Here is a 12,427-nt window from a genome sequence, read left to right on the forward strand (position 1 = left end):
GGGCCGGGCGCGGAGAGCCTCAGAGGTTGATCGATAGTCCCTGATACATTTCCGGCGTTACGTAGCCGACAGTCGGATTCTCCATCACCTCAAGCTGCAGCTTGAAAATGCGCGCCGCGTCCTTGTCCTTGTTGGCCCACTCGAACCAGATCGGCACCGCGATTTCCTGGAACTTCTGGAGGTCCTCCGGTCCAAGCCGATTGATTTCAATGCCCGCGTCGGTGAATTTGTGCCAGGCCTCCATGTCGGCCTTCTGGATCGCCCCGAAATGGGTGTTCGAATAGACCTGGATCTCGTCTTCCACGAACTTCTTGAGCTTATCGGGGAGTTGGTTCCAGACATTCATGTTGACGGCGAAATCCATCAGGTCGACGGGCTGATACACCGACATCAGTCCGGGCGGTCCCATGGAAATGTATTTGGTCACCTGCTGGAAGCCGAGCGCCCAGTTTACCGCCGGTCCCGTGTAGTCGGCCGCATCGATCGTGCCTTTCTCCAGCGCTGAGAACACCTCGCCGCCCGGCAGCAGCGTGGTCTTGGCGCCGGCTTTCGCGAATGTCTCTGCGATCATCCCGCCCGGTACACGCAGCTTCAGATCCCTGAAATCCTCGATCGAGCGGATCGGTGTCTTTGAGTGGATGATGTTCGGGCCGTGATGAATGCGGTTGACGTAGTAAAGACCTTGTTTGGCATAAAGGTCGCGCGCGGCCTGCAGGCCGCCTTTCGAATAGAAAAAGATGTCCCATTCGTGCGGATAGCGTAGCCCCATCGTGTAAGAGGACAGGAACGCCGTAGCGGGAAGCTTACCGGCCCAGTACAGTGAAAACGAGTTCATCGCTTCGAGGACGCCGTTCTTCACCCCATCGAGGAGTTCAAAGTCGCCGACGATGTCCTTCGCCTTGAACGGCTGAAATTCGAGCTGGCCGCCGGTCTTTTCCTTGATGGTCCCGCACCAGTTCTGGAAAGTTTCAAGCCCGACACCGGCAGGCCATGAGGTTTGAATTTTCCATGTGATCGTGTCGGCGGCTCCGGCCCTTTGAACCCAAGGAGACGTAACCGCCGTCGCCGTTAGCCCAGCGACAAGTCCACTCGCCTTCAGAAAGCTTCGCCTTGATTTGGAATGCGTTTCCCGATCCATCGTCTTTCCTCCCTGCGCTGCAACGGACATACGATTGAGCCGCTGCCGACCTCAAATGATAGATAATCTCACAAGAGACACCCTTTGCTGGCCAACCTGCCTTCTCGCAATCGTTTCCAGCCGAGCTGCAAGCGCCGTCAAAGATGCGGAAGAAACCCCACAGCCTATAAGGTAACATAGTACGGTGCAGACTTTTTCAAGCACCGCGCGCCAGTAGACATTTCAGACGGCATTTTTGGCGTTGATCTTTCCGGCTGCTCGGCGGATCGGCAACGTTGCCGCGAACCTGTAACGATTGGCCGTGGCGGCACGAATAACGAACTGTGATCTCATGCCCGCGTGTCGGGCCTGTCCGCAACGCCATGGAGTAGGAAAAATGCTCGACCGCCGCAGGTTTCTCATAGCATTGAGCGTCTTATCAAGCCTGGCTTGCGCCCAAACGGCCAAGGCCGGCGATCGCATGGCCTATACACCGCAGGCGTTCGAGGACGCACAGAAAGCGGGCAAGCCGATCCTGGTCGACATCAGCGCCTCGTGGTGTCCAATCTGCAAGGCGCAGAAGCAGGTCCTGGCCAAGCTACTGCCGTCGGCCGCATACGCGGACATAGCCGTCTTCGAGGTCGATTTCGATGCGCAGAAGGATGTCGTCCGCGCCTTTGGTGCCCGGATGCAGAGCACGCTGATCACCTTCAAGGGCAAAAAGGAGGTCGGCCGGCTCGTCGGCGTCACCAAGGCGGACGCCATCAAGCGGTTGCTCGACAGCACAAGCTGACCAACGGGCGATGCCGTTCGGTTTCGGTCTTTCGTTCTTGGCAGGGCTGTTGTCGACGCTGTCGCCCTGCGTGCTGCCGCTTATCCCGGTCGTGCTGGGCGCTGCTGTCGCCCAGCATCGCTACGGGCCCGCCGCGCTGGCGGCCGGATTGGCGATATCCTTTTCAGCGATCGGACTTTTCGTCGCCACGATCGGGTTTTCCATAGGAATAGATAGCGGAGTCTTTCGCAGAGCCGCCGCGGTGCTGATGTTTGTTCTCGGCGCGGCGCTGGTCTTGCCGGGATTGCAGGCGCGGGTCGCACTGGCCGCCGGTCCCGCCGGCAACTGGATCGAGCAGCGTTTCGGCAGTTTTTCGGCCACAGGCCCCTGGGGCCAGTTCGGCGTCGGCCTGCTGCTTGGCGCCGTGTGGAGCCCCTGCGTCGGCCCGACGCTCGGCGCGGCTTCCGTTCTAGCCGCTCAGGGCCGGAACCTCGGCCAGGTTGCCGCAACCATGGTTCTGTTCGGGATTGGTGCCGCCCTGCCTCTGTTGATCCTCGGCAAGCTGTCGCGCGAAACCTTGCTGCGCTGGCGTGGCCGCATTGCCGGTGCCGGCGGCGGCCTGAAGGTCGCGCTGGGCGCCGTGCTGATCCTGACTGCCATGGCGATCCTTTCTGGTTATGAGAAGAGGCTGGAGACCGTGCTGGTCGATATCTCTCCCGAATGGCTGACGGCGCTGACAACGCAGCTCTGAATCGCCTAAAGGCTTCCGGCGGCGGCATGCCCCGTCCGTTTTCCTTGCTGGAACACGAATACACGTTCTCGCGATCGCGGGCCGAGCCCATGTGCCCGGCGCAAACTCACGCCGACATGCGCAGCGTAAGAAAACTGTTTGAGTATTGCAAACTCACGTAGTGGAGGTCTCGGCAGCACCTGCTGGCCGTACCCGAAACGCGAGTGCGAGCCAGATCAACGGCGAGATCGCACGGAACTGCGTCAGGAGTATTCCCGCCACCGCGCCTTGCTCCAGGGCGGCGTTGTCCTACCAAAAGGAGTCGCTTTCAAGCCAGCAAAGTAGAGCGTTCACTCTACCGTTGGACGCATGAGCACGACAAAACAGAAGATCGCGAGCGACCTCGACCGGCAGTTTGCCGAACAAGGTTTTGCCGAGCAAGGCGTGGAAGCACTGCGGGCGGGAGCCGACGTGTCCCTGAGGACGCTCTACAAGTATTTTCCAAGCCGGGAAGCCATGGTGGTGGGCGCGCTGGAGCATCGTGACAAGACCTATTTCGATTGGCTTGCGGGTGGCCCTGAAACTGGGATCGATCATGTCCTTTATCCAATCATCCGCCTCGGAGACTGGTTGAATGAAGTGGCCAACACTGGTTGTCTCTTTCTGAATGCCTTGGCCGAGCATCCCGAGAGCGCCGCAATCCGAGAGATCGTCACGGATCACAAGGCTCGGCTCGCCGATGAGTTTCGCATACGTCTACAAACCATCGCGCCCGACAGAGATATCGAGCAAGTCGCCGAAACGCTCTTCCTTCTTCACGAAGGCATGACACAGACAGCCCGCCTGCAGGGGCGGAATCGGGCGACGGCTGCGGCCCTTCGAGCGGCGAAGGCAGCCCTTGCGGCCGAAGGTATCGCATGAATTCCTTTCCACCAGTTCTGAGCGCTTGGGAGCCTGACACATGAAGATCAAGCAAATCGATGTCTATAGTCACGATCTGCCGGTAAAGAACGGCCCCTATACGATGGCGAATGCAAAGGTGTGGTCGTTGAGGACGACACTTGTCCGCCTCGTCGGGGAAGATGGAACCGAGGGATGGGGTGAAACCTGCCCCGTTGGCCCGACTTATGCCGAATCCCATGCCAGTGGTGCGCTCGCCGCGCTCACGGAAATGGCTCCGGGGCTCGTAGGCTCGGAAGTCTGGCCGCTCTCTCTCCAGCGCCAGATGGACAGCCTGCTGAACGGGCACAATTACGCTAAGGCAGCCATCGACATGGCGGCGCACGATCTTATCGGCAAGAAGCTCGGTTTGAGCGTTGCCCAGCTTTTGGGTGGCGCGGCAACCGACAAGGTGCCCTCCTATTACGCGACCGGTGTCGGCACTCCCGATGACATTGCCCGTATCGCCCGCGAGAAGATGGAAGAAGGCTATCCGCGCCTGCAGGTCAAGGTGGGCGGTCGCCCGGTTGAGGTTGACATCGAAGTCGTCCGCAAGGTGTGGGAAGTGATCAAGGGATCGGGCATGCGCCTGGCGGTCGATGCCAATCGCGGCTGGACCACGCGTGACGCGCTTCGGGCAAGCCGTGAATGCCTCGATGTTCCGTTCATCATGGAGCAGCCGTGCAACACGATTGAGGACCTCCAGAAGATCCGGCCGCAGGTGCACCACGGCATCTACATGGACGAAAACAGCGTCAACCTCAGCACCGTGATCACCGCAGTCGGCACCGGCCTCGTCGACGGGTTCGGCATGAAGGTGACCCGCATTGGCGGTCTGCACAACTTCGCGACCTTCCGCGACATCTGCGCCGCGCGCAATCTTCCGCACACCTGCGACGACGCCTGGGGTGGCGATATTCTCGCTGCCGCCTGCGCGCAGGCAGGTGCAACCATTGGCCCCAAGCTGTGCGAGGGTGTGTGGATCGCGGAGCCGTATATCGAGGGCAATTACGACAGCAGGAACGGTGTCCGCATCGAAGGCGGTCACATCGCACTTCCGAAGGGCCCGGGTCTCGGCGTGACGCCTGACGCAGGCATCTTCGGTAGCCCCGTCGCAAGCTTCTGAACCTTGGACAGTAGTATGAGATTTTCTGGAAAACTCGCGCTTGTAACCGGGGCTGCCGGTGGCATCGGCGCCGTCATCGCGAGGCAGCTTCGAGCCGAGGGAGCCCGCGTAGCGGTTGCTGACCGCGACGTGTCCGGTGTCGAGGCCGATGCCCGTTTGCCCGGCAACCTGCTGGAAGCATCCTATGCCGACGGCTTGCCCCAGGCGGCCTTCGAAGCGCTCGGCGGCCTCGACATCGTCATCAACAATGCCGGTGTGATCACGCGCGGCAAGGTGACCGAAACGACCGATGCCGACTGGGATCTGTCGGTGGGCGTCAACGTCCAGGCTCCATTCCGGATCAGCCGCGCCGCAATCCCGCTGCTTGCCGCGCGCGGCGGCGGCGCAATCGTCAACACCGCTTCGTGCTGGGGCCTTCGTCCCGGCCCGAACCATGCGGTCTATTGCATGACCAAGGCGGCGATCGCCTCGCTGACCCAGTGCATGGGCATAGACCACGCGCACCAGAACATTCGCATCAATGCCGTCTGCCCGAATGAGGTCAATACGCCTATGCTGCGCACCGGCTTCATCAAGCGCGGCTTTGATCCGGACACGGCGGTTGCCGAACTCGGAAAAACCGTGCCGCTCGGCCGCATCGCCGAGCCGGAAGATATCGCCGATGTCGTGCTTTTCCTTGCTTCGGATGCGGCGCGCTACATGTGCGGCTCGCTGGTCGAGGTCAACGGCGGAAAGGCGGTGGCGTGATGCGGTTCGAAGGCAAGGCGGCGCTGGTCACGGGCGGCCGGTCCGGCATTGGCCGGGCGATCGCCCTGAGGCTCCGGAACGAGGGTGCACGCGTGTTCACTGCCCAGCGCGGGCAGGACGTGGAATTCGAGGGCATTGCGGCGGATTTCACCGATCCAGGTTCTGCTGGAAAGACCGTGGAGGCTGTAGTGGCCAAGGCCGGCCGGCTTGATGTCCTCGTCAACAATGCGGGCATGATGCAGGAAGCGCTGGTCGAGGACATGTCGCTTGCCGACTGGGAGCGGAATGTTGCCGTCAACCTCACCACTCCGTTCATGCTGATCAAGGCCGCGATGCCGCATCTGAAGGCGTCGAAAGGCGCCATCGTCAATATCGGCTCCATCGAAGGGCTGGGATCGAACCCGAAGCATGCGGCCTATTGTGCGTCGAAGTCGGGCTTGCATGGGTTGACCCGCGCTGTTGCCGTCGATCACGGGACTGAGGGTGTCCGCTGCAATGCGGTTGCGCCGGGCTGGATCGACACGGACCTGAACCAAGATTTCATCGAGAGTATGCCGGACCCAGCTGCCTTCCGCCACGAGATCGGCCGCATCCATCCGGTCGGACGTACCGGCAAGCCGGAAGAGGTCGCCGCGCTTGTCGCCTGGCTCGCCTCGCCGGAAGCAGGCTTCGTCACCGGCCAGGTCTGGACCATCGATGGCGGCCGCATGGCAAAGCTCAGCCTGCCCTGAACGGCTTGGATGACAGCGAAAGCCGCCTTGCAGGAACACCAACCAAGGGTATTGGTGAAATGAACAGGCCTGGCAAAGAGGGTGCCGTCAGCAGCAAAGCCGAAATTCCGACCACCATGATGGGCGTGGTTCTGGTTGGCCATGGCGGATTTGACAAACTGGAATTTCGCACCGACCTCCCGGTTCCGACGCCTGCCGCTGGCGAAGTGCTGATCCGAGTTTCGGCCGCAAGCGTCAACAATACGGACATCAACACGCGGATCGGCTGGTATTCGAAGGCGGTCACGAGCGGCACTGATTCCGGTGCAAGGCAGGGCTTTGCTTCGGCCCAGGATGATGACACAAGCTGGTCTGGCGTTCCGCTTGCGTTTCCGCGTATCCAGGGTGCCGATTGCTGCGGACATATCGCCGCCGTCGGCGAGGGCGTGAGCCGTGACCGCATCGGAGAGCGTGTCATCGTCCGAAATCTTCTCCGCACCTATGTCAATTACCGGCCCTTCGAGTGCTGGACATTCGGCTCGGAATGCGATGGCGGTTTCGCCCAGTACACCAAGGCTCCCTCTCGTGAAACGTTCAAGGTCGATTGCGACTGGAGCGACAATGAACTCGCGGCCATGCCTTGCGCCTATTCCACGGCTGAAGGGATGCTGCATCGGGCCAGCGTAGAGGCTGGAGAGCATGTCGTTATCACCGGCGCTTCCGGCGGTGTCGGCTCCGCGGCCGTTCAACTGGCCAAGCGGCGCGGCGCCTATGTGACTGCAATAGCAGGACGGCAAAAAGCACAGTTGTTGCTGGACCTCGGCGCGGATCAGGTCGTTGCGCGCGGCGAAAACCTGGTCGCCAGGCTTGGCAAGGAGGCGGTGGATGTTGCGATCGATGTTGCGGCTGGCCCCGGTTTTCCGGCTTTGCTGGATGTTCTCAAGAAGGGTGGCCGCTACGCCGTTGCTGGCGCGATTGCCGGCCCACTTGTCGAACTCGACATTCGCACTCTTTATCTGAAGGATCTGACCTTCTTCGGCTGCACCTTCCAGGAAGACATCGTCTTCGACAATCTCGTCTCCTACATCGAGCGTGGAGAGATCCGTCCTGTCGTGGCCAAGACCTATCGGCTGGAGGAGATTGCCAAGGCCCAGCAAGACTTTCTGTCAAAATCCATCGTCGGCAAAATCGTGCTTGAAATCCCTGCTTGATGATTGATTTCGGGCTCGCCGTTCGCGGTGGCATGCCACTGCCGCCGGCCAAAGGCGCTGGAATGACGGGTTCTCAAACGCTATCGGCGTACCAAAGCGCCCGTCTCTTGGGATGGCGGTTCACTGCGCCCCATTGGTCTCAGCCCGGACAAGTACCTGTTGCAGGGTCTGCAGGCAGGAAGAAGCTTCGCCGCTCGCAAGGGGTGAGTCGGCGAGGGACGGCACGCCGGGCGAAGTCAATGAGGTCCTTGGGGGTCCGGAAGAGGCGGACGATGCGGACAATTTCTTCGCCGGAAACAATCGCGACCTGGGTGCCGTCGGAGCTGAAAGCTGCACGTGTAAAGCCCGGTCGAACGGCTGCTTCGTCCGGGCCGCCGAGGACGGCAATCTGGCGCGCCGATTGCGTCGACCACAGGCGGACCGTGTGATCTTTCGAGGACGCGGTCACGACGTACAAACCACTGGGGCTGAACCGGGCGCTGTCCACGGCGCCGCTGTGGCCCCTCAGAACGGCCCTTTCCGGTCCTCCTGGGACGCCCCAGATCCGGACGGTTCCATCGCGTGAGCCAGTCAACAGCGACTGACCGTCGGGGCTGAAGGCGACCACCGTGACCGCCCCGGTGTGTCCCTCTAGAATTCCGACGTTTGCTCCGTCCGCGGTCGACCAAATGCGGGCCGTGTGGTCGAGGGAGCCGGTGGCGACCAGTCGGCCATCCGGGTTGAAGGCCGCTGCCGTAATGCGATCCTGATGCCCCACAAGCGCCTTGAGTTCAGTCCCGCCCGTCTTAAGGATGTGGCCGGCATTGTCTTCCCTGGCCGCGAGGATCAGACGTCCGTCGGGGCTAAGGATGGCCTGCGGCAGATTGCTGCTCGTATTGATGGCGGCCAGCTCGGTGCCGGTCGCCGCGTCCCACAGCTGCGCGGTACCGTTGATCGATGCGGTAAGCAGCGATTTGCCATCGCGGCCAAACTGGATCTGGATCAGGCCGCCATGGGACCGGAACTGGGCGGTCTCGGATCCGCTCGCCACATCCCAAATTCGGACCTCGCCCCCAAGGGATGCCGTCGCGACGCGCCTTCCGTCGGGACTGAACGCCGCGTTTTGAACGATCTCATGGGTATCGAGCCGGATTGTCTCGCGCCCGCTGACGACGTTCCACAGATGCGCCGCGCTGTCGCCGCCACCGGTCAGCAGGTGGACATTGTCGGGGCTGAAGACCGCGAAAGTCGGCCGATATTCATGAGAAAGCGTTGTCGTCAGGGCACCGTCGACATCCCACAGCCGGGCGGTGCCATCGTGTGAAGCCGTGAGAAGAATGTTGCCGTCAACCGGACTGAACTCCAGATGCTCAACCAAAGATTCATGACCGGCGATCGTCGTGACCAACGAGGCGCGTTCAACGTCCCAGATGCGGATCGGCCCATTGACCGAGGCGGTCGCCAGGAAGCGGTCGTCCGGGGTGAAAGCACCGTTCATCTCCTGATCGCGTTCATCGGTGTCGGTGTCTGCCTTCAGCCCGGAAACCTCCTGGCCGAGCACATCATCCAGCGTTCCCAACGCTCCGTCCCAAATCCGGGCAGTGCCATCGAGGGATACCGTAGCGATTCGCTGGCCCCCATGACTGAAAATCACGCCGTTCAATTGCGTGTCGCTCTTGCTGCCGGCCAACTTTGCGATCTCCGTTCCTTTCGACAAATCGAAAAGGCTGGAAGTGTCGCGGTGTGAATGCCAACCCCACGGGCCGGCCAGCATTCGGCTTCCGTCCGGGCTGAACGCCAGGGTGTAGGGCCAGTTCCCTGGGATTGACCGCGTCAGTACGCCATCTGCGGTATTCCAGATCGAAACAAGATGCTTGCGTGCCGCCGCGAAGCTGCGGCCGTCTGAACTGAAAGCAGCGCGCGCATATCCGTCGCTGTCTACACTCAGGAGTTTCTTTCCGGTCCGAGCGTCCCAGAGCGTTACATCGCTGTCCTCCCCCGCCGTCAGCACCCGGGTGCCATCCGGGCTAAAGATTGCCGTTGGATAGTTGCCTACCGGCCGCAGGATGAAGAGCTGTTCTCCCGAGACGGCGTCCCAGAGACGTGCAGTGCCGTCCCTCGCGGCCGTCAGGATCCGGCTCCCGTCTGGGCTGAACTCGGCCCTCTCCAAGGCCTCTTCATGACCTTTTAGAACTGCAGTTTCGGCGCCGCTGGAGATGTCCCAGACGGCTGCAGTTTTATCGTAGGATGCGGTGACGATGCGATCGCCGGTCGGATTGAATGCCGCATCCGCCACACCGGCGCCAGGTCGAAGGATTTTGATCTGGTGGTGCGCCAGCAGAGCCTTGTAGAGGGCTGCCTCCGCCTCGAAGAGATATGGCCGCTCGGATTGGTCTTTCGAGGGCAGTGCTTCAAGCGCCAACAGGATCGCAGCCTCGGTGTTGCCTGCCGCGGTGGACTGCTCCGAAAGGAACGAGAGCGAAAGGAACTGATTGCGGATCGCCTGGTCGCGTTGGCCCCTTGCTTCCTCCCGCGCTTTGAAGGCGACCAGTGCGCCTGCGCCCGCCATGAGAGCGAGCGTCAGCGCCACAATCGCGGCATTGCGCGTCCGCCGGGCAAGCCGGTTTGCTGCGGTGGCCGCGAGGCTCCGGCGCTCGGCCTCGCGCTCCAGGCGCTCGCGTTTTGCCTCTTCGGCGGCCTCGATCAGCGCCAGCTCTGCGTGCCGGTCCTCCTCCTCCTTCTGCCGATGGGCACGCAAGGACGCCTCGATGTATTCAAGGACGGCATCGTCGACCTCCTCGCGTCTTGACAGCATCAGTTCCTCGCCCTCCGCCAGGCGTTTGCCGGACGGAAGGAGAAGCTCTCGATTCCTGCTCTCCAGGTGCCAGCGGTGGGCGTCGGCCCTGAGGCGCTCGCGCGTCGCGAGAAAGTTCCGGTTTGCATTCACAATGTCACGGGCGCGCGGCCAACGGCTCAACAGTGCTTCATGCGCAATGCGAACGAAGACGTGCCCTTCGGCGTCCTCATCGCTGACGAGGAGCCGTGCGTCGATCAGGGCGCTGACAAGGGCCGATCGCGTCGAAGTGCTTGCAATTTCGGTGAACAGGGCCGGACGTGCCGTGACCGTTTCATCGCCCAGACTTGCCGTGGTGAGGGCGCGCAGCACCGCGGGCAAGGCCTCCTGGATCTCGGGCGCCAGCAAGTCCACGACTTCGTCGGCGCGGCTCGCGATTGCGCCCTCGAGCCCGCCAAGCGCACGATAATGCGCAAAGGTGAGAACGCGGCGCTCGCGGCCGGCCTCGTACAACGCGTCGAGGACAAACTCGAGCAGCGGCAATGATCCGGGATCGGCAGCTGCCGCCGCCTGCAGCACGTCATCGAGCCGCCCCAACTCGGCACTCTCCTCGAAGCGGAGACCGGCCACGACCGCTGGTTCGCGGATGATCTGCGCGATCTCCGGGCCAGTCGGCGGCAGCAGTTCATAGCTGGCCAGGCCGTCCTTGAGCGCCGAGAAACCCGGGACCTCGCCGCAGCGGTGAAAGAAGTCCGAACGGATCACCGCCACCACCCAGACCAGTCCGCTGGCGGCCAGCACCGCCATGAACCGCACAAGGGCTTCGCGAGTCGCCGGCTGCCTCTCCGTGGTGAACAGCTCCTCCAGCTGATCGATGGCCACCAGCAATCTGATTTGCGGGCGGGCCGGGCCGGCGGCTTTGCGAAGCGCCTGTCGGACCATCGCCAGCGCTTGATCCGGCGCGCTCCTGCAGAGCCGAGCAAACTCTGCGGCTGTTGCTTCGCAGGCGAGTTCCGGCACGGCAGCTTCGTGAAGCAGGGCCGCAGCCAGCACAGCGAATACATCCGGTCCCTCGGAGAGGCGGATCAGGCAGCGGCGCCACAAGGATATGCCTGCCACGGCTCCAGGCCGCGTCAATGACGGCAGCAGGCCAGCGCGCAGGAGGGAAGACTTGCCGCAACCGCTCATCCCGTAGATGAGCAGGAATGCCGTACCGCTTGCTGCCTGCTGCTCCAGCCTGGCAGTGCAGGCAGCAATCGCCCGCGCGCGGCCGAAGAAGAGATCGGCATCTTCGAATTCGAAGGCATCGAGACCACGAAACGGCGACCTGACCGGCTCCTCCGCAGCAAGCGGTACGCGGTAGATGCGCAACGGATGCGCGAGGTCCTTCAGCGTGTGCTCGCCGAGATCGACAAATCCCAGCGGGAGTCGATCGTGAGCCTGGGCGTGGACCGCTTCCGTGACGCAAATTCCGCCCGGTCGGGACAGGCTTTGCAGTTGAGCCGCGACCTCCACGGCCTCGCCCGCGAGGCGGTCGCCATCAGCGATGACATAACCCAGGTGAACGCCGATGCGGAAGCGCAGGCGCTTTGCCTCGGGAACTTCGCAGTTCCGCCTGTCGACCTCATGCTGGATTTCACTCGCACAACGCAACGCCTCGACAGGGCCCGTGAACTCCGCGACGACGCTTTCGTCGGCGCTCGCGAACACACGGCCCGCATGTTGCACCAGCAGGCGATCGAGGATCTGCCTGTGCGCTCGGATAGGTGCCGCAGCGCCCCGCTCCTCCTTGTCTGCCGGGCGGCCCTCAGCGGCCAGTTCTGCTGCCAGGATGGTGGTCATTCTCGGTCCGGCATTTGAGGGAAGGACCAACCTGTAGCCGCGCCTCGGCACTGTCTGCACGATGGCCTGGCAACCGTCGTTGAGCGCCGCACGGATCTCGTGAATGCATTGCACCAAGCTGTCATCGGTGACGGCGATCCCGTTCCAGACCGCCCTCATCAGGTCATCCTTGGTGACGACGCGATCAGCGTTCTCCAAAAGGTGACGAAGCACCGCGAAGGTCTGGTGGCGAAGTGCGATTGTCCTGTTGGACTTGTCGCGCAAGGTCTCGCTGCTCACGTCGGCGGTAATGCCGTTGAGTTCGAACGTCGTGGGCAGCGGGCTGTTCAAGCCGGTTCCCTCAAGCACGAAGCCGCAGTCCAATGCTTCGATCCTAGCACGGTTTGGCGGTTCGGAGAGGCATCATCATCCAAACCGGGTTGGGGAGCGCCGATTTCGGCGAATGATCGGAAGCCGTTCG

The 12,427-nt window shown here is 62.3% G+C and carries 9 protein-coding genes; 7 read left to right on the plus strand and 2 right to left on the minus strand.

The features are described from left to right. Positions 1-19: 19 nt before the first annotated feature. Entirely contained in the window at positions 20-1,138 is a 1,119-nt protein-coding gene (dctP, locus tag EJ074_RS24875) for a TRAP transporter substrate-binding protein DctP (RefSeq protein ID WP_095807028.1), read from the minus strand. A gap of 460 nt (positions 1,139-1,598) precedes the next feature. Here dctP and EJ074_RS24880 point away from each other — a divergent pair, with 460 nt between their 5' ends. The 7 genes from EJ074_RS24880 to EJ074_RS24910 all read left to right on the plus strand — a co-directional run bounded on the left by EJ074_RS24880 (position 1,599) and on the right by EJ074_RS24910 (position 7,352). Continuing rightward, positions 1,599-1,910, plus strand: coding sequence for a thioredoxin family protein (locus tag EJ074_RS24880; protein WP_348626974.1), 312 nt, complete (start codon positions 1,599-1,601; stop codon positions 1,908-1,910). Between the two features lie 10 nt (positions 1,911-1,920). After that, positions 1,921-2,640 (plus strand): cytochrome c biogenesis CcdA family protein, encoded by a 720-nt coding sequence (locus tag EJ074_RS24885; RefSeq protein ID WP_095806838.1) that lies wholly within the window; start codon positions 1,921-1,923, stop codon positions 2,638-2,640. Between the two features lie 348 nt (positions 2,641-2,988). Next, positions 2,989-3,540, plus strand: coding sequence for a TetR/AcrR family transcriptional regulator (locus EJ074_RS24890; protein WP_095806837.1), 552 nt, complete (start codon positions 2,989-2,991; stop codon positions 3,538-3,540). A 40-nt stretch (positions 3,541-3,580) separates the two neighbouring features. Further along, entirely contained in the window at positions 3,581-4,684 is a 1,104-nt protein-coding gene (locus EJ074_RS24895; protein ID WP_095806836.1) for a mandelate racemase/muconate lactonizing enzyme family protein, read from the plus strand. 15 nt (positions 4,685-4,699) lie between these two features. Beyond that, positions 4,700-5,431, plus strand: a complete 732-nt coding sequence (locus tag EJ074_RS24900) for an SDR family oxidoreductase (RefSeq protein ID WP_095806835.1) — start codon at positions 4,700-4,702, stop codon at positions 5,429-5,431. Continuing rightward, complete coding sequence (locus EJ074_RS24905; RefSeq protein WP_129554091.1) at positions 5,431-6,162, plus strand: SDR family oxidoreductase; 732 nt, start codon at positions 5,431-5,433, stop codon at positions 6,160-6,162. Before EJ074_RS24900 ends, EJ074_RS24905 begins: the two co-directional genes overlap by 1 nt. A gap of 59 nt (positions 6,163-6,221) precedes the next feature. After that, positions 6,222-7,352 (plus strand): alcohol dehydrogenase family protein, encoded by a 1,131-nt coding sequence (locus EJ074_RS24910; RefSeq protein WP_245420396.1) that lies wholly within the window; start codon positions 6,222-6,224, stop codon positions 7,350-7,352. Positions 7,353-7,491: 139 nt separating this feature from the next. Here the strand turns inward: EJ074_RS24910 and EJ074_RS24915 are convergent, their stop codons facing one another. Next, the gene (locus EJ074_RS24915) at positions 7,492-12,297 is read right to left on the minus strand and encodes a winged helix-turn-helix domain-containing protein (protein ID WP_129553847.1); all 4,806 of its coding nucleotides are present in this window, start codon (positions 12,295-12,297) and stop codon (positions 7,492-7,494) included. Positions 12,298-12,427: the final 130 nt, after the last annotated feature.

This window comes from Mesorhizobium sp. M3A.F.Ca.ET.080.04.2.1 (genome assembly GCF_003952525.1).
GTDB lineage: Bacteria > Pseudomonadota > Alphaproteobacteria > Rhizobiales > Rhizobiaceae > Mesorhizobium.